We start from the raw sequence: 19,785 nt of genomic DNA on the forward strand, positions 1-19,785 counted from the left end.
CTCTAGAAATTTAGACCGAATCCAAATGAAAATCGCAAGCCTTCCGCACTATTAAAGAGATTAAATGTTCCTGACAGGCTTTCTGCCGCAGTAATCCAGAGTCCACCACCATAGTCATTATGCCATTTTTCGGAAAAGTCATTTTTCAACCAAACTCTACCAACATCAAATCCTCCAAAAACACCAATTTGTAGAGGAAGTGTACTCGTTTTAAAAGAGTTGAAACTATATCTTACATCAGCACTACCTACAAACGAGTTTTTACCTGTAAAGCGTTCTGTTCGAAAACCTCTCAATCCATTTTGACCACCAATATTTGCTGCTTGATAAAAAATGAGATCGTCACCAAAACGGAATTGCGCTCTTGCATCGGTTTTAAGAACAAGTTTACGGTTTTTAGTTAAAGCGTTGTAGAACCCTAGGTTGGTATTGACATAACCATAAGTGAATGTGGAATTTTCAAATTCTGTTTTACCACCAACATTTAACAAGAAGGTCATTCCTCTTGTGGGATTCAATTGATTATCAAAACTTTCATAATTATATTCAGCTTCTAAAGCACCAAAAATACGTCTTTCATAAAAATTCTCAGTATTTGATGGAACGACATCTGTGATAAACCTGCCATCGGTATTTCCAATTTCAATGGCTTCAATCACTGCTCTAAAACCGTAATCACTACCAAAATTTCCTTTTTTGATAATACCAGCTTTCGCCATGTAAATGCTTGTTTTGACGCGATTATAATCCAAATCGAGTTCATCATCATTATTGACCGTTTCATTACCGAAGCCAAAAAAGTTATTGGTAAAGTTTTCGGAAGTAAATTGGCCACCGATATGTAAATTCCAATCGTTCATGATATTGGCAAATTCACCGTCATAAATAAGTGAAAATCCGCTAGTCGCAAAAAAGTAACCTCCTCTAAAACGATGTTCCTGTGAAAACGGATTACGTTGAAAACCATTTTTGGTCTTCACATATTGCAATCCTAAGGACACACCATCATCTGGATTAAATCCAATAGCTGGAGTTATAACACTGTTGGTTGTAATGTATTTTTGAAAATCGAAGAGATTCAGTTTATAAACATCTGTAAAACGAATGGTTCCTCCTTTATTCTCTTGCACAGTATTGGGTTTACTCTCATGATCGTATACTTTAATTCTACGTCCAGCTTTAATGATGTAGGTATCATTTTCCTGTCCGCCAATAAGTCTTGTAAAAATGAGGTTGTTGGCTTTCCCTGTGACTTCAAAAATATCCTTGTCGTCAAGGCCATAAATCCATAATTCTTTGGTCACATCTTTATGAAACACTTTATCTACTAGGACATCAGCTTTTTCACCATCTTTAATTCTTGAAATAATTACTCGTGTTTCTTTATCACCAATTCTTTGAACTTCGATATAGTCGTCTTTATCAGTACCTGTGAGAATCACCAACTCATTCAAAAACTCATAATATCTCGTAGCGATGTCCAGTAAATTGGCTCGTCTCCCTTTTAGGTGCTCTTTGATTTCCATCAAGGTAGAATCTTGTACCGCTTCGGGAACATTCTTAAAGGCTCTATCTATGACCTCATCGGTAATATTATCCTGTAAAAACTGTGCATGCTCCAGCCACTTTTCTTTTGTTGACTGTTGTACCATCACTCTATCTAGTTTAACGCCAGCTGCATTCATCCATTCAATGTCTTTCAATTCAGAATCATACACTTGAAGTTGTTTTGTCGATCCTGAAATAATACGCATCACATCAAGCAAAGCACCGTCAAAATTTGAAAAGACTTGATCTCTATCTCTTGGAATTGGTCGAAACCACTTATCCCCATTTTCTTGATCAAATTGTGCCCATCGCCATTGATCTTGATGTCTATCCCAATCTCCTATAAGCATATCAAATAGACGGGCTCTCACATAAGCATTCTCGTCAATTTTATACTTCTCATCTTCGCGTACCTTCTCAATTATATCATGTGTGCTTTCAATATCATCGGCATAACCAAAGTTGCGTTCATCTGTGTAATTTTCTTCTGGACGCTCCTCTATCATATACAATTCCCCTCCATAATCATTATTATATTTACCGAGGTATTTATGCTTAGGAATATAAAATATTCTTGGGTTGGTATGATAGATTTTAGCAGCATCGGACAACTCAGGTACGACCATAAATGCATAAGGATGTGCCGCAGTATAGAAATCTTGTATTAAGCCTTCAATGGCTGTTTGTTCAAAGTCATCTTGTATATAAGTATCTTTGAACATCACGGTCTGTAGGTACTGTGTAGCACTTTTACGCAGCGCTCTCATGTTGAGCTCTCGACCGTCTTTGGTTTTTAATCTTAAGGATCTTGTTTGATGACCACCACCAGCCCTTACAATCTCCAAACCACCATAAAGCGTGTCTAAAGTAGCCACTTTAGCGGTGATTTTCGTACTGTAAACATCGCGATAATGATCGCCCCAAACCGATTCGAAAAATCCACTCTTATCCGTTTCTTCAGCGGTATAAACGGACGTCTCAATTTCCTGCGGAAAACTATCAGGAAGGTCAGACACATCATAGTCTTTAGTTGGCGGATATACTTCTTTGGTAAACATTTTTTTAGGCTCACCATTCTCGACACCGTATATCGTCACCCAACTACTTCCGTCCTTAAAAATGGTGAGCTCAGCAAATCCTTGTCCGCCATACGAGAAAAAACCATTATTACTCAAAGTCGCAGATGATTCTTTGGCACCTGAACCTGACACAATTTGTTTAATCCTTTCATTTTCGATATACTGAAGTGTATGCTCGTGACCAGACACTACCACCAAATTTTCAGAATCAAAGACCAGAGTTTCCAAGCGCTTCATTAGTTCATTGTAGCGTTCATTATACCTATCTTGAATAGAGACACCTCCTTGCGTTCTAACCTGTGCAATGAGAGAAGAGAATACTGGAACAGGTATCTTACTCTGAGTAGGATACAAGTGCTTTTCAGCTGCGAATTGTCCGCCATGAGTACCATTCGTATACATCGGGTGATGCATGGCTAAAACAATGGTTTTATTTTGAGCTTTTTTGAGTTCACCTTCTAATTCCAAAAAGAAGCGCTCACGTGTTTTGATCTCACATTCATCATTAATCGTTGGATTAGAATTCCAGTTTTCTAAATACCATTGGGTATCTATTACAATGAGTTTTATATTTTCATTAATATCGATATCTTCCAAAGGACATCCATTTTCTGGTTGGAATGTATTCTTACCAAGTGCATCTTCAATATATTTTTCTTGTCGCTTCAAACCTTTAAGACCATTGGCATACCAGTCATGATTACCAGGAATAAACAAGACATCGCCTTTAAAATTCTCAACAGATTTCAACTGACCATTGAGCGCATTCTCAGCCATCGCTCTATGTGGATCATTTTCAGAAGGTAGTCCGTCAGGATAAATATTATCTCCTAAAAAGATCGTATAATCATCTTCTGTATTTCGAGCTGCGATGTGGTTATTAAAAGCTGTTAAGGCTTGAGACATCCCACCCATGGGTGACACTCCAGCATCTCCAATGAGATAAAAAGTTTTATCGATGTCTTTGTTTGGAAGTTCGACCGTGGCATCCTCTTCTTCTTTATACTGTGCTTTGTATGTAGCACATGCTGTTATAAATATGCTAAAAGCAAAACAGACCAATAGTTTTTTAAAGTTGGGCATATATCATTTTTGAATTACAAAATAACAATCAAAATATAGTTTTGTTTGTTTATATCACTAAAGATATTGATTCTAACGCTAATAAACAGATGCTAATCGTATTAAAGTCATCATGAACTGCAAGATAGCATTGAGCAGCCTACTTTATGCCTAGCCCAGTCCGGTCGTTTTTTGAACCATTTTTCATATTTGGGTTGCTCCGCATACGGACTTTTTAATAATTGGAACAATTCGTCCAACAAATCATAATTCCCTTGTTCGGCATCATCAATTGCCAATTGTGCCATATAGTTCCGGAGAGCAAATTTAGGATTCACTTGGTTCATTTTGCTTTGCCGCTGCTTATCAGTTAAGCTTTCGTTTTGAAGTCGGTCGTCATAACGTTTAAACCAATCTCGCCATTCTTGAGCAATTTGACTAGACACTTCATTAGGCACATAAAAAGCATCTTTTACTGTTTCTAGACCCGTTTTAGCATTCCCTTTTTTGAAATGTCCTAAATTTCTAAAAAACATGGTCATATCGGTTTCAGTGGCCAGCAATACTTTTTCTAAATCTTGTATAAGGCGTTGATCAGTAGTATGCTTATTGTGAAGCCCCAATTTTGATTTCATCATAGCCAATGATTGCTCCTCGAATCCCGTTTTATAGCCTTCTAGAATCTGTTCTAAAGGTGCTGTTTCCTCTATTAATGGATATAAGGCATTAGCTAACTGGTATAAATTCCATAAGCCCATTTGTGGTTGGTTGCCATATCTGTATCGCTTGTGCTCTTTGTCTGTTGTATTAGGGGTCCACGCAAAGTCAAATCCTTCCAACCAGCCATAAGGTCCGTAATCAATGGTCAAACCAAGTATAGACATATTATCGGTATTCATGACGCCATGTACGAAGCCAACGCGTTGCCAATGAACAATCATTTTAAGCGTGCGCTCGGTTACTTCTGAGAAAAACTGAATATAGTTTTCTTTAGAAGGTTTTCCAAGATGCGAAAAATGATGAGCAATCGTATAATCCACCAATGTTTTTAAGGTACTATGATCTTGTCGCGCTGCAAATATTTCATAACTACCAAAGCGTAAAAACGATGGTGACACTCTGGCAACTATTGCGCCTTTTTCGTATTCTGGATGGCCATCGTAGAGCATATCTCTAAGTACTTGATCACCTGTTAATGCCAAAGAAAGCGCTCTGGTTGTTGGCACCCCTAAATGATACATCGCCTCGCTACACAAATATTCTCTAATGGAAGACCTTAAAACCGCCAAACCGTCAGCACTTCTTGAATAAGGCGTTTCACCAGCTCCTTTGAGTTGAACAGTCCATGCCTTCTCATGATGAACCACTTCAAATAAATTGATAGCTCTACCATCACCTAACTGTCCGGCCCAATGTCCAAATTGATGCCCTCCATAACACATGGCATAAGGTTTCGTGTTTTTCAAAGTTGTAGCACCAGTCAAAATTTCAGTAAACTTTTGAGCGCTTACATCCTTATCTGAAAAACCCAATGTTTTGATCATGTCATCGGAGACGTGTATTAATTTGGGGTTCGACGGCTTTTTGGGTGTTACATATGAAAAACAAGCATGCGTCACTTGTCGTCTGGAATTTTCCATCTTTGAATCTGACGGCAAGGCCTCTGTAAAAATATTTTGAGTATTTATTTCCATTAAAAAACTGGTAATCAGTTTGTTTTAAATTACTTATTTCTTCTCATAATTTACAAATAATTTAACCGTTACCAATTCGAAAGAAAGTTAGATTTTGTTAAATCTTAATTTTGTAATTTTAACCTTCATCAATAAAACGTATTTATGGCAACGGATCTTGTTAAAAAAACTGAAGCATTTGTATTTGATCTCCTGACAAAGGAATTAGATCCTGTTTTTCTATACCATAATCACAAGCACACACAACGTGTTCTAAAAAGCACTCGTGAGATTATTGAGAACTCCGATGTGAAAGATGATGAAGCTGAAATATTAGAAATTGCAGCCTTATTGCATGACACTGGATACACCCAAGGTGCAGAAGACCATGAAGAAAAAGGTGTCAAAATCGCCACTGAATTTCTTACTGAACAAGGTGCAGACCAGAAACTGATTGATGCGGTGAATACCTGTATCATGGAGACCAAATTTAAGGAAGTGCCTACCACCAAATTAGGAAAGATCATTCGCGATGCTGATGCGTCGCATTTCGGAAAAAAATACTTCCAAGAGGCGAGTGATTTCTTAAGAAAAGAATTGGAATTGAGAGGTGAGGTAACCTATTCTGCTACAGAATGGCGCAACGAAAACATCAAAGTACTAGCAAAGAAACATCAGTTTTATACCGAATACGCCTTAAAAAACTGGCAATCGCGTAAAGACAAAAATTTATCCAAACTTTTAAAAGCGAAAAAGAAACAAAAACGCAAGTACAAAAAAGAGGAAATCAAAGCGAAATATAAAATGCAATACAAAAATGAAAGTCCAGAGCGTGGCGTTCAAACATTTTATAGAGTGGCTTTGAGAAATCATATAAAATTGAGTGACATTGCTGATACCAAAGCGAACATTTTATTGTCGGTGAACGCGATTATTATTTCGGTAGTTTTAGCCAATTTGATTTCAAAATTAGATACGAATCCATACCTCACTTGGCCAACAGTTATTTTTACTTTATTTAGTGTAATTTCTATGATTATGTCCATTATTGCTACGCGTCCTAACGTAACCAGTGGACAATTCACGAAAGAAGATGTGAAGAATCAAAAGGTCAATTTAAGTTTCTTTGGAAATTTCCATCAAATGGCATTGGAAGAATATGAATGGGCTATCCAAGAGATGGTCAATGACAAAGATTATATTTACAAAGCACTTACTAAAGACTTATATTTTTTAGGCAAGGTATTGGAACGAAAATACCGTTTATTACGCATCACTTATACGGTCTTTATGATTGGAATCATCGTCTCGTTGATTGCCTTCGGCATTGCAGTAAAAAATAATCCAGGAGCTGACATTCAAGATGTTTTAGACCCAAATTCACAATCACAACTATATCAAAATAAAGCTTTAGATAAAGCGGCCTATTTTGTTTAGGCATTCACTTCTTTGATGAGATCATCATAAGTGTAAAAGGATTTGTCCTCTTTTTTATGATAAAGAATATTCACTCGAATAGCTTTTAAACCAGTCACTCCTTGAAGGTTTTCTAGTTCAACGATTTCGATGTGATTGTCTAAGACATTTTTTGATTGTAGAAAGTTCACATACTGTAAATATTCAATCTCATCTTCCTTTTGCGAATAAACAATGGTCATCTTTCCATTTTGAGTGATACGCTCTTCCGTGCCTTTGATAAACGCCTTATCCACACGTTTTTTTACGACTTCGTATCGCGCATTATATGTACCATCGACATCAAACTGTTTTTCATCCATTCTAAATCGAATAGATAACGGTTGATTAAACACTAAAATCATGGATGTCACATCTAGTGCTAATGGATATTCGTGCTGATTTTGATAATACTCGTTTTCCATTTCGCACATCACTTGTAATTGCCACAATCTCAAATTATAGAGATACACCTCATTAAAGCTGACGGCTTTAGTGATAGACTCGCCTATGTACATATTGTGTTCAACACCATCCGTTTTATAGCGCTCAAAATAATGTGGATACATCTCTTGTGCCTCTTCTTGTTTTCGATCTAATAAAGACGCCATATTCTTATTGATCAACATGATCGTATCGTCGTAATTCTTACGATAAAAATAAATCACATTCAAATCGTCATCGACCTTACTAAAATAATCATCAATAAGCGGTCTTAAATCGGCGTTTTTATTGTATTGAAATTTAAATATCGATTCTATTTCATCTTTTAAAAAGGCGGTCACATTATGCTCACTATCCACTTTGAAATCAGACGTCAATTCTTTTATAAAGGCATTGATTTGAAACTGAATTTGTTCATAGATTGGCAAATTTTCAGTTGCAAGAATGGCATCCATAATTTTTGAAACCAGATTTAATTGCAAGGCCAAGTCTTTCTTAGTGGCCTCATTTCTAGCATCAGACGATCCTTTTACATCTATTTGACCAAATAACGGATAAATATTATCAAATACTATTTTTCCAAATGACGCTTCATTTCCGTGGTAATGCTTATCCTTAAGAAACTGTCGTGCGGCATCCACAAATTTCCAATACACACTAGGATGAATAGAAGTACACTCCTGCTGTATAATAGCCTCAATTAAATTTTCTTCTTCAATTTTAGAGCGCTCCACCGCAGAAATAATATAGGGCATAACATCTACCAACTTATTAGCATTAATGCTATTTAAAACGCTTGGTTCACTTGATACTATTTCCAAAATACCCATAAGGCCTTTCTCATTCGCGATGGGAGCAAAAATGGCACTTTTTATTCCTTGGTGGTGTAAGGTATTAATATGTGGTGCTTTCCCTTTGGATTTCTTGAGCATCCTATCTACATCAGAGATGGAGATGTAAACTTTATCTTTTAACAACTTCTTGTAAGACCAAGTGCAGAGCGCATCTGAACACTTCTTAGATTCTTTCTCTTCAAGAAGAAAGCTGCTCATCCCAGCACCATGAACCCGTTCGAAATGGTCGTCCTCCTTATTGTATACTGAAAACCCTACGCGAATATCCTTTAAACCCAAAAGCGATTGGAATATTCCATGAAAATCTTTCATAAAACTTTCCTTTTTTCGCTTATCACTTCCGATGAGGCTGGACTTAATATTAGAAATCGATTGGTCATCTGTGACATCAAAAATATTACTAATCACAAACCCTTTAAACGTATAACTGAATGGTGGAAACTTTTCTTTCCAAAGGTCGATGTTATCAAAATTATCCAACAACATGTCATAATCTTCCTGAGTAATTTTTGGTGCATTGTCATTCGGGACAATTTCCGTAAAATCGGCATTGTATAAAATTTTATAATAACGGATGATGCCGTTAGCATCAGGAATTTCATAATAAAATGGCCGTTTGAAATTCAAATTATAACCATAACAAAAGTTGAGTATAATCGTACATGCAATGATATAAGTATCATCTTCTGGCATGTTCTTTATTTCCAATTCAAAATCAGGGCCTGCAGTTTCTATGATAGATTTAAAACGTTCGGAAGCATTAAAAATCAAATTATGAAAGGGAACCGAAGCCGTTTTAATTTCATTTTTTGTCAATATGGGACTGAAAGAATCCTGAAGAATAATACTTATTTCCTTTTCTCGAGTGACTAAATCCTTAGGATCTGTCATACCAGCTCTTAATTCGGGAAATCCTTCTGCAGTTTTTAACACACGACGTGCTTTAGCGGCTATGAATTCATCCTCGTGATTAGACAAGGACTCATAGTGCTTTAGAATTTTATTAAAACTTACCTTTAATCTAAAAGGTGATTCGATATGATCGTTAATATCATTCATAATACCTGTCTGCAGTGTATACAAATTTACAAATTAATAACTTAATTGGTCGTTTTGATACTCTGAAACTTACAATGTCATTTTTTATAAGAAAGTAACTGAATATCAACGAGTTTTTTGACTTCTCAAAGGCAACTTCATCAATTACCCTTTTTAAATCTTATATTTGATACTATCATCATTTTAAATTTAAAATGCTGTATCCATTAATTTTGAATCGTCTAAGTAACAATCGGAAGTACCTCTGTGCTTTTGTCATGTCTCTTTATAGCATTTTGAGCTTTGCTCAGCTTTCCGATTTTGAGTTGTCAGTTACGGTAACCGATGAAACCTGTTCAGGAAATGGTGGATTACAAATGACTGTCACGAATACAACTGCTGGAGCAGACCTCATTTTTACACTTTATGAATTACCTGACGATAGCACACCCATTGCAGAAACTACGGCAACGGCATTTGACAATCTTGTTTCTGGAAATTATAGAGTTGTAGCCACACAAACCTTATCTGGAGAAGAAAATCAACAGCAACAAGACGTGACTATCAATGATTTCACCTCAGAAATCGACTTCGAAGTGAATCATACCACTAACACCGATTGTGACCCTACAGGTACTATCGTAGTGAATGTCACCTCCGGAAATGCGTTTCAATATGAGATCCTATCAGGACCTGTTACTGCGGAGCTTCAAGAGTCTAACCAGTTTGAAAATTTACCGCCTGGAACTTACATTGTGCGGGTTTTTGATGATTGCGGGAATGCCTTATCAAAGTCGTATACCTTAATTCTATCTGTCAATAATATTTCTATAAATCCTTCAACGCTACCTGTCGTTTATGATTCATGTGATGAAGTAACTATTACAAATATTTTTAGTGCGCCACCGCAAAACCCAATACTGTATCCCTTAACCGTTACTTATACCATTATTCCTCCTGATGGCTCTCCAGAAATCATCATTGTTGAAGAGCTTAGCTCAGGACCAACGCAAACTTTCAACATAAGTCAAACTGTTATGACCTATGGTGACACCAGTTTTACGGTACATATCTCGATTACAGATTCTTGTGACAATGTCTTTGAAAGAGACAATACGATTGATCCGAATCCGTCGGTACAATTATTTCCAACGGAAGCCTATTGTGGAAAATCCTTAAACCTCATTGTCAACCATTTTTTACCACCGTATCAGGTGGATTTTATTGAGGCTCCTTCTGATTTTAACCCAGTGGATTACAATGAAGATTATCCGGGACCTTTTTTTAATTCTGTGACCACTTTTGAAGCACAGGACATGCCTGTACCCTATGGTAGTTACACGGTTCAAGTTACAGATGAATGTGGTCGAACTGGCACTCATTCGCTACTGCTTGAAGAAGAACCGATAGAACCTGACATTATTGTTAACAATACAGGTTGCTCAGTTGATTCAGGATTTATAAATGTAAGTATTCCAGATCGAGAAGTTGCGTCAGCCTCAATGCTAGTGGCACCAGCATCTTATGAAAATCCATTGCCCGATGATCTTTCAGAATATATTGACAATGGCACCTTGAGTGTCAATAATTTAGCAAGTGGTGATTATACCGTTTTGGTGATTGATAATTGTGGTAGCGAATATCTTATTGAAACCACCGTTCCTGAATTTGTACAACAGCCACTATCTATCATCTCTTATCCGAATTGCCTTACGGAAACAGGATCACTGCGTCTTGCTAGCGGTTATGGTGCTTTAACATCTGTTATCATGACAGCAGCACCATCGAGTTATAACCAGAGTCTTCCTGATGATCTTAGTGATCATATTAATGATCTTGGAATTTTCTTTAAGAATAATTTACCAGCAGGCTCTTATACTTTTGAGCTCGTAGACTTATGTGGTTATGTTTACAATCCAGAGGTATATGTTGACACATATGTAAGCAATCCAAACTCATATGTTCTCAATAGAAATTGTGGTTCATTTGATGTGGGTATTTTGGAGACTGATGATAGTGTCGTTCCTCATTCATATTGGTTTCAAAAGTATATCCCTGAAACAGAATCTTGGGGTCACCCATATACAGAAGTTCCTTATGTTGAAGGTGACATCCCGAATACGTCAACGGCTATCGAAATTCAAAATGAAGAAACGATATTCAATATTTTTTTAACGGGAGACTTCCGACTTATTAAAGTCTTTCAACCTTTTAACAACGAAAATCCTGATGAGTTTTGCCTTGATATTTTTGCGGAATTTAGCATTTATTCAAATTTAATAATCTCTGGTGTTTATAATTTAAGTTGTATTGGCGGACCTGGTGCTTCAGACATCATCGTTGATGTGATTGGTGTTCCTCCGTATAATTTTAGTATAATAGAGCCGTTCGTTTTAGACAATGGAGAGAACAATGTTTTCTCAAATCTTGATCCTGGCACCTATGAGATAAAAGTGGAAGATGTTTGTGGGAGCATTGAAAACATCATCATTAACTTGGAAAACCTACAGCCTTTAGTGCGCGTGAATCAACCAGACAACCTCTTGGTTTGTAGTGATTCTGGAGCAACTGCTGCGACTTTTAATTTGTCAGATCAACAAAATCAAATTTTAGGGAACCAAGATCCCAATGATTTTATAGTGACTTATCATTCAAATATGAATGATGCCAATAGTGGGAACAACCCCTTGCCTTTTAATTACACCAACACCTCCAATCCACAAACCATTTATGTTAGAGTGATTCATAATACTTTGGATATTTGTTATGCTACCACGTCATTTGAAATTGAGGTTGGAGATATCCCTGTTTTAGATCCTGACGCAACAATATCGATCTGTGATGGAAGTACGACCTTACTCACTGCGACCTCAGGTTATCCATCTTATGAATGGTCTACTGGAGAGACATCACCATCTATCACTGTGTCTCAAGACGGTATCTATTCCGTGGTGGTTAAAAATAACTTTGGTGATTTTAGCTGTGAATCTACCCAGACTTTTAATGTCGTATCTTCAAATATTGCGACGATTGAAAGTATTGAAACTACCGATTGGACCGCCAATAATAACACCATTAGTGTATTAGTAAGTGGCTCTGGTGACTATGAATTTTCGTTGGATGGTGTTAACTATCAAACCGAAAACACTTTTACGAATTTACCGCCTGGTGAATACATGATCTATGTCAAGGACAGGAATGGTTGTGGTATTGCTACGGAAGCGGTATTTCTTTTAAACTACCCTAGTTTTTTTACGCCAAATGATGACGGTTATAATGATTATTGGCACATAAAATTAGCACGCATTGAACCTGATCTGCGCGTATTTATTTTTGACAGATACGGGAAACTACTCACCTATTTCAACGGCCAAGATTTTGGATGGGACGGCACCTATAATGGACAAAAAATGCCTACCAATGATTATTGGTTTTTAGTTGAACGAACGAATGGTAAAACCTACAAAGGTCATTTCACCCTTAAAAGATAAAAGCTCCTAGAAGGAGCTTTTATTGTTATTTTTTAAGAATACTAATTGCGGTTCCACCGCCTGGTGCTAAATTCAAGGTGAGTTCATCACCTTTCTTTATAACTCTAGTTTCAATTTCTAAGGCTAGTGGATTATCATTCCAATGCGCATCTTGACCGTCCTTATAAATGTTAGCTGTGTATTCTTGGTTGTCATCGAGAAAGTCAAATTGAATAGTAAGCGATCTTTCATTTTCATCAGTGATACTTCCCAAAAACCAATGACCTGTCTCACGCTCCTTTCTGGCAATAGTCACATAATCTCCAACCTCACCATTAAGTACTTTAGTGGTTTCCCAATCCACACCAACATCTTTTATAAACTGAAAAGCTTCCGGATTAGCTTCGTAGTGTTCCACTAAATCTGCAGCCATTTGAATCGGACTATAAATAACCACATACAATGCCAATTGCTGTGCAATTGTGGTGTTCACCTGATTGTCTTTTTTATATGCATCAAATTTGATGTTGAATATTCCAGGAGTAAAATCTATAGGACCCGCGAGCATTCTAGTAAATGCCACAATAGGTAAGTGTTCAGGCGGATTTCCACCATCACTAGACCAAGCATTGAATTCTTGACCACGCAATCCTTCACGTGATATGGTATTCGGATAGGTTCGTCTCAAGCCAGTAGCTTTAATTGGTTCATGAGCATTAATAGCCACCTCATAGGTTGCTGCTTTTTCAACCGTCTTATTATAGTGATTGACCATATATTGACCATGATGATACTCTCCTTTCGGTAAAATTTTACCAACATAACCTGTTTTTACCGTATGCATCCCATATTTTTTCATGAGCGCAAATGCCGTATCTTGTTGTTTTGTGTAAGTTTCCGTGGCTGCTGATGTCTCATGATGCATGATAATATCCACGCCTTTTTCTTTTCCATATCGCACTACTTCATCGATATCATAATCAGGATAAGTCGTGACGAAATCGAAAACGCCCTCACGATCTTCAAATCCTATCCAATGCTCCCAACCTGTGTTCCAACCTTCAACGAGCACACCTCCAATATTATTTTTAGCTGAAAAATCAATGAAGCGTTTAACATTTTCAGTAGTGGCACCGTGTTTACCATGGGCTCCTCCAGTATCAGTCCAAGTGCTCATATTTTGAGTCATCCCATAATCCCATGATGATTTACCAAGATGCATTTCCCACCAAACACCTGTATATTTCATTGGTTTAAACCAAGACACGTCTCCTAATTTATTAGGTTCATTCAAATTCACAATTAAATTGGATTCGATAAGATCTGGCGCATTGTTCGTCATTTGAATGGTACGCCAAGGTGTATGAAAAGGCAGATTTCTTTTTACTTTATAAGGGTGGTTTTTAGAACCAACTAAATGGCTTTCTAGATTGAAAGTTTCAGTATCAATTTTCAAAGTCATCCCTGAGTAATCTACCAGTGCAGCTTCATGAAAACTGAGGTGTAAACCCTCATCACTAACCATGGTCACAGGTGTATTAACGGCATTGACAGGAATATACGTTTGAGCTAGATCATTGTGATTGGCATAATCAAGTGCATTGATTTCAGATAATTTTGTCGTGTTGTATAAATGCTCATAAATATCCCAATCTCCTGGAATCCAAAACGTCTTATAATCTTTAGTCAAATTGAATTGGGTGTGTTCTTCAGTAATTTCAACACTATCAAGACCTTCTTGTTCTGGGAATTCATATCTAAATCCGACACCATCATCATAAACACGAAACACCACATTAAGTAAGCGTTTAGGCGCTGCAGTCTCCTGAAGTTCTACGCAAAGCTCTGTGTAATTATTGACCACATCCAATTGTTCACCCCAAGGCATTTGCCAAGTGTCATTAACTGTAGCTATTTTAGAATTCTTAATCGCGAGGTTTTTTCCTAATGCCGCTGCATCCTTAAATTCAAAACCTAAATAAGATGTATCAATAACCACCTGTCCTTCAAATTTTGTAAGGTAGTAAGGACGACCATCTTCAGTCACATTAAAACTCACATTAATTTTATTTTCTGGGGAGCTGACATCTAATCTATGCTCTTCGGAAGGATTGCATGACCATAAACTAAGCACCATCATTACTATTCCAATTCTTCTCATTGCTTTACTGTTTTTTTAGTTCTAAAAGAACCAAATTAAACTTAGAATCTATAACTACTTTCCCATCAGAGACGTTCACTTCTTGGTTGGAGTAAGCATCATAGACTACGTTACCTTCACTAAAAACACCAGAAACATCTAGCGTTTTTTGACCTTCTTCTAAATCCAATCCTATCAATACCACATCTTTCATCTCGCCATGAGTGAGTTCTCTTGAAAAGAGATAGGGTGATTCTGAAATCAATCGATGCTTCCCAGCACCAATCGCTGGATGCTGTTCTCTAAATTGTCCTAACTTCTGCCAATGATTCAAAATGGCACGCGTTGTACTATCATTAGTAATAGCTTTCCAATTCATAGCAGAACGTAAGTTGGCATCACCTTGCGCACTATCAACTTTCAAAACCCTTGCAGATTCATCACCATAATAGACCTGAGAGCCACCTGGAGCTAACATTAATAAATTTGCGGATTCATAAGGTTTCTGCCGCATGGCATCAAAGGGTTGACCATCATCATGAGAACTCAAATAATTCAAGACCGTATAGCCTTTAAGTTGATGATGTAAGATGCTGTCATATTTCTGAAAAAGTGTCTCCTTTGGCATTTGCTGGGCATTCCACTTGTACTCAAAATTGATTTGGCTTGTGAACATATCATCATAATAGTTGACCTTTTTATCGCCAAAATCAAAATACTTACCACCACTGATTCCATAATTATAGACCTCACCCACCAGATAAAAATCGGAATCGTCTAATATTTTATCGGGATGATTTGCTTTAAACTCAGCAAACGCATTATCACAAACTGTTTTAAATTCCTCCCATACAAATTCCTCAGTATGCTTTACAGTATCGCATCTATAGCCGTCAATTCCATAATCAGTGATGTAATCAGATAACCATTTCATGATATAAAAGCGCGGTGCTCGAGGATGACCCGTTTTCTCAAAAAAGGCATCGAGTTCAGCCATTTCTTGTTCCAGACGCCCTTCAGCTTTCCACTTTTCAATTAATTGAGGCGGTAAATCAACCTCTTCATTACTTTCCGTTTTAATATCTGGTAGATTTTTAACCAAGGTACAGGTGATGGTATTTTCATAGTTACTATATTGACACTGTGGCTCCGTTCTCACCCAGTCACTTGGCCAAACAGGATCTTTTTCGGTGACAGGACCCGTGTGATTAATGACGGCATCTAATACTATACGAATACCGCGTTCATGAGCCGCATCAACCAAATTTCTCAAATCTTCTGCTGTTCCAAAATTGGGATCGATAGCCGTCCAATCTTTAGCCCAATAACCATGAAATCCGTAGGATACTCCAGTACCTTCATCTGTGGCACCATGAATTTGTTCAACGACAGGTGTCATCCAAATAGCATTAATTCCGAGGTTGGTGAAGTAACCCTCTTCAATTTTTTGGGTGATTCCCTTTAAATCACCTCCTTGAAATCCTCGCAATTTCCCTGGAGTTTTCGTTCTGTCAAAATTAAGATCATTGGTCTTATCTCCATTATTGAAGCGATCTGTCATTAGAAAATAAAGATTAGCTCCTTCCCACATAAATGGTAAAGTCTCTTCTTGGGCTTGCTTTTCTTGTGCCTGATTTTCGTGATTTTTAGACTCTGTTTTACAACCAAAAATGGCCGTTAGTAAAATTATTGGAAGCAGTACTTTTTTCATGTTATTTGATTAAAATTTTAAAGGACCAAGGCTCTAAGGTAATAGGTTCATCATTTAAGACTAGTTTTTCGTCAGATATGTAGTCCAGATACTGCCCTTTATCAAGAGAGGCCATATGTTGATTATCTGAAAAATTAGCAACAAATACTATGGATTGCCCATCTTTGCTACGTTCAAACATCAAAAGGTCGTCTTCAGCCTTTAATATCTCAAATCTCGCTGCTTGTTTACCTCCATGCATTGCTGGATTCGACGTTTTTAGCTTTCCTAAGGCTTTCAAAAACTCAAAATAAGGACCTTTGTTTTTTGGAATTGAATCTTTCTCAAAAAACTTTAATCGGTGATCCAAATCATATTCTTGTCCACTATAAATTAGAGGCATTCCCGGCATCATGTATTCTAAGGCTGTTAATAGTTCCTTTTTATTTCCCATTCGTTCTTTTATCGTGCCACTCCAAGAATTTTCATCGTGATTTGTAATAAAATTCATCAAAATATCATCGGAATCGTAATCGTTAGTTACCTTTTCAACATAAGTTTTAAAATCAGCTAAGGTTTTCTCTCCTTTGGCTAAGCCATTCATTAAGTGATGGCCATCCCAAGCGTAGGCCATATCAAATAAATCGTCTTTCAATAACTCCGGCTCCCATGCTTCTGCCAGCATAAACACCTCTTTATTGCTTCTCAAACTGGAGATAGCTGTCTTCCAAAAATCAATAGGAACAGAGCCAGCAACATCACATCTAAATCCATCTACCCCTTCTTGAGTAATCCAATAGTTCATATCCTCTATCATTTCATGACGCATCTCTTGATTGTCATAATTCAAATCGGCTACATCTGTCCAATCTGTTCCTGCTGGATGTATAATCTCGCCCACTTCATTTTGCGTATAATATTCCGGATGATTCTTTAACCATTCATGATCCCATCCAGTATGATTAGGCACCCAGTCCAAAATGATATAAATGTCATTGTCATGAGCAGTTTTTACTAATTCCCTAAAATCCTCTTTAGTTCCAAACTCAGGATTAATTTTTGTAAAATCAGTAACAGCATAATAACTTCCTAAATACTTTTCGCGCTCACCTTCTGGGAAATCCGATGCAAATTTACTGTCGGGACCACCAGTAGCCTTTCGTTTAGTTTCTGAAATAGGGAATACAGGCATTAACCAAATAATTTTTACACCTAAAGATTTTAATTTCGGAATGTCTTTAGTGAATTCATCAAAAGTGCCTTCAGGTGAATATTGACGAATATTGGCCTCATAAATAACAGCAGATTCCATATCATTTTGAGAAATTGGTGTAAAAGTGTCTTTGGTCACATTATCTGCATCAACACTTTTTTTCACATCTTTTTTGTCGGAGTTGCACGACATAATGAAGGTTAGAGCCAAGCATGTAAGTATAAGGTTTTTCATAATTGTTTCTTTTTTAGAATAAAAGATTGCAAAGGCGCTATATCAATAGTAATAAATCCTCGGCCATCATTAACGGTCAATTCTGTTTTATAAGTATCATATAATTGATCAGAAAGCGGATAACTTCCGTCTGCCAATTCCCATTTTTGAATGATGGACTGTGGTAATTTCAATTCAAATTTATGGGCGTTTTCAGCATCAAAATTAGAGACCACAATCAATTGCTCCTCTTCACTCCATCGTGCAAAAGACAGCAATTTATCCGTGTAGTTTTGGGAGTTTTCTCTGTTATACTGATGAATATCCTCATAAGCACCAGCTAAGGCAGTACTTTCTATGGAAAAATTGAGCAGTCGTTTGTAAAAATCTCGCAATGCCAATTCTTCAGGGGTCGATTGCCCTCCATCAAACTGCTTGTCATTTACCCAGCGCTGCACACTTGGTACTCCGATATAGTCGAAAATAGAAGTTCGACTAGGTTTACCAAAACCAGCATCTTCAGAACCATCTTCTCCTAACTCTTGACCGAAATAAATCATTGTTGGTGAGGTACTGATCGTTGTTGAAACCACCATGGCAGGTTTTCCTTTAAGTGCATCACCTGCAAACTCAGGACTCGAAATTCGCTGTTCATCGTGATTTTCGAGGAAATGGAGCATGTGATGCTCAATATCCTTTAAATCCTGTTGGATTTGAGGAATATGATCAGTTTTTCCGTGACCTTGCATCACATGTTTGATGGTATCATAAAGCTGTACTTTATCATAGAGATAATCCATTTTACCTTTCTTTATATAATCTCTATATAAACTTGGATTATAGACTTCGGCCAAAAGGAAAGCGTCTGGATTCTCCATCTTAATATGCGAATTCATGTAGCTCCAAAATTCAACTGGTACCATTTCAGCCATATCATATCGAAACCCATCCACGCCTTTGTTTGTCCAATAAAGTGCTATATCTTTAAATTTCCTCCAAGAACTAGGAATATCCTTGTCTTGCCAAAACTCAAAATGAGTGGTATAATCTTGATCTTCGTAGCCATCGGGTAATTCTGCAAAATCCTTATGCCCTTCGGGTGAAACACCATAATTGACCTTTACAGTTTCATACCAATCGTTCATGTCTGGTTGAGACGCACGCGAACCATTTCCTGTCCATTTGGCTGGCACTTCTTTAAAATTACCATCGGCTAAAGGATGATGATTACCTCCTAAAGGTTCATAGCCATCACGCCATTGAGGTACTTGAAATGCCTCATCAGGATTGTAATAAAAGTTATTGTTCACATGATAGGTAACACTCTTATCATCTTCAGCACCAAAATCAGTAGTGCCTTCAGGATTGGTTAAGCTCTGATAATTTCTTGCAACGTGATTAGGCACAATATCAATAATAACTTTTAATCCAGCCTTGTGAGATCGCTGTATGAGTGCTTCAAATTCTGCTAAGCGCTGGTCTACATTGACAGCTAAATCTGGATTCACATTGTAATAATCTTTTACAGCATAAGGTGAACCAGCACGTCCCTTAACAATATCAGGATCATCATTTGAAATGCCAAAATTTGAATAATCCGTGATCACATCATGATGAGGAACACCTGTATACCAAATATGGGTTACACCCAATTCTTTAATTTCTTGTAGAGCCTTATCTGTAAAATCATTAAACTTACCGACACCATTTTCCTCGATAGTTCCCCATGGTTTATTTGTAGTGTTCGAGTTTCCAAATAAACGGGTAAATACTTGATAAACGACTTGTTTTTTCTTGAGTTCTGGAGTAGTTTGTTTTGGTGCTTGCACAGTTTTTTTGTCAGTTTTACATCCCATGTAACAGAATAGAGTAATGAGTAATAGGACTTGTTTACAAAGTTTCATTG

The 19,785-nt window shown here is 37.1% G+C and carries 9 protein-coding genes; 2 read left to right on the forward strand and 7 right to left on the reverse strand.

All coding sequences use genetic code 11. The features are described 5' to 3' along the window. Positions 1 to 2: 2 nt before the first annotated feature. On the reverse strand, positions 3 to 3,710 hold the full coding sequence (locus tag ACU8DI_RS01900; protein ID WP_447111039.1) for a metallophosphoesterase: 3,708 nt from the start codon (positions 3,708 to 3,710) through the stop codon (positions 3 to 5). Positions 3,711 to 3,820: 110 nt separating this feature from the next. Continuing rightward, positions 3,821 to 5,383 carry a protein adenylyltransferase SelO gene (locus ACU8DI_RS01905; RefSeq protein WP_447111040.1) on the reverse strand — a complete coding sequence of 521 codons (1,563 nt, stop codon included), beginning with the start codon at positions 5,381 to 5,383 and terminating at the stop codon, positions 3,821 to 3,823. A 144-nt stretch (positions 5,384 to 5,527) separates the two neighbouring features. Between ACU8DI_RS01905 and ACU8DI_RS01910 the strand changes: the two genes are divergently transcribed. Beyond that, positions 5,528 to 6,799 (forward strand): Pycsar system effector family protein, encoded by a 1,272-nt coding sequence (locus tag ACU8DI_RS01910; RefSeq protein ID WP_447111041.1) that lies wholly within the window; start codon positions 5,528 to 5,530, stop codon positions 6,797 to 6,799. Here the strand turns inward: ACU8DI_RS01910 and ACU8DI_RS01915 are convergent. After that, positions 6,796 to 9,174 carry a GAF domain-containing protein gene (locus ACU8DI_RS01915; protein WP_447111042.1) on the reverse strand — a complete coding sequence of 793 codons (2,379 nt, stop codon included), beginning with the start codon at positions 9,172 to 9,174 and terminating at the stop codon, positions 6,796 to 6,798. The two genes, ACU8DI_RS01910 and ACU8DI_RS01915, sit on opposite strands and share 4 nt — an antisense overlap. 194 nt (positions 9,175 to 9,368) lie before the next feature. On the opposite strand from ACU8DI_RS01915, the gene ACU8DI_RS01920 reads away from it, so the two are divergent. Then, positions 9,369 to 12,644, forward strand: a complete 3,276-nt coding sequence (locus ACU8DI_RS01920; RefSeq protein ID WP_447111043.1) for a T9SS type B sorting domain-containing protein — start codon at positions 9,369 to 9,371, stop codon at positions 12,642 to 12,644. 25 nt (positions 12,645 to 12,669) lie between these two features. Here the strand turns inward: ACU8DI_RS01920 and ACU8DI_RS01925 are convergent, their stop codons facing one another. From ACU8DI_RS01925 to ACU8DI_RS01940, 4 genes are read right to left on the reverse strand one after another with little or no spacing between them, the layout of a single operon-like run. After that, complete coding sequence (locus ACU8DI_RS01925; protein WP_447111044.1) at positions 12,670 to 14,784, reverse strand: glycoside hydrolase family 97 protein; 2,115 nt, start codon at positions 14,782 to 14,784, stop codon at positions 12,670 to 12,672. A 4-nt stretch (positions 14,785 to 14,788) separates the two neighbouring features. Beyond that, positions 14,789 to 16,474, reverse strand: a complete 1,686-nt coding sequence (locus ACU8DI_RS01930; protein ID WP_447111045.1) for an alpha-amylase family glycosyl hydrolase — start codon at positions 16,472 to 16,474, stop codon at positions 14,789 to 14,791. Between the two features lies 1 nt (position 16,475). After that, positions 16,476 to 17,900 (reverse strand): alpha-amylase family glycosyl hydrolase, encoded by a 1,425-nt coding sequence (locus tag ACU8DI_RS01935; protein ID WP_447111046.1) that lies wholly within the window; start codon positions 17,898 to 17,900, stop codon positions 16,476 to 16,478. Then, positions 17,897 to 19,783 carry an alpha-amylase family glycosyl hydrolase gene (locus tag ACU8DI_RS01940; RefSeq protein WP_447111047.1) on the reverse strand — a complete coding sequence of 629 codons (1,887 nt, stop codon included), beginning with the start codon at positions 19,781 to 19,783 and terminating at the stop codon, positions 17,897 to 17,899. Before ACU8DI_RS01940 ends, ACU8DI_RS01935 begins: the two co-directional genes overlap by 4 nt. Positions 19,784 to 19,785 lie beyond the last annotated feature (2 nt).

The organism is Psychroserpens sp. BH13MA-6 (assembly GCF_052983595.1).

Excerpts from the sequence above, each read along its gene's own strand:
- ACU8DI_RS01900 (WP_447111039.1), bottom strand. The coding sequence starts at position 3,710 with ATGCCCAACTTTAAAAAACTATTGGTCTGTTTTGCTTTTAGCATATTT.
- ACU8DI_RS01905 (WP_447111040.1), bottom strand. The coding sequence starts at position 5,383 with ATGGAAATAAATACTCAAAATATTTTTACAGAGGCCTTGCCGTCAGAT.
- ACU8DI_RS01910 (WP_447111041.1), top strand. The coding sequence starts at position 5,528 with ATGGCAACGGATCTTGTTAAAAAAACTGAAGCATTTGTATTTGATCTC.
- ACU8DI_RS01915 (WP_447111042.1), bottom strand. The coding sequence starts at position 9,174 with ATGAATGATATTAACGATCATATCGAATCACCTTTTAGATTAAAGGTA.
- ACU8DI_RS01920 (WP_447111043.1), top strand. The coding sequence starts at position 9,369 with ATGCTGTATCCATTAATTTTGAATCGTCTAAGTAACAATCGGAAGTAC.
- ACU8DI_RS01925 (WP_447111044.1), bottom strand. The coding sequence starts at position 14,784 with ATGAGAAGAATTGGAATAGTAATGATGGTGCTTAGTTTATGGTCATGC.
- ACU8DI_RS01930 (WP_447111045.1), bottom strand. The coding sequence starts at position 16,474 with ATGAAAAAAGTACTGCTTCCAATAATTTTACTAACGGCCATTTTTGGT.
- ACU8DI_RS01935 (WP_447111046.1), bottom strand. The coding sequence starts at position 17,900 with ATGAAAAACCTTATACTTACATGCTTGGCTCTAACCTTCATTATGTCG.
- ACU8DI_RS01940 (WP_447111047.1), bottom strand. The coding sequence starts at position 19,783 with ATGAAACTTTGTAAACAAGTCCTATTACTCATTACTCTATTCTGTTAC.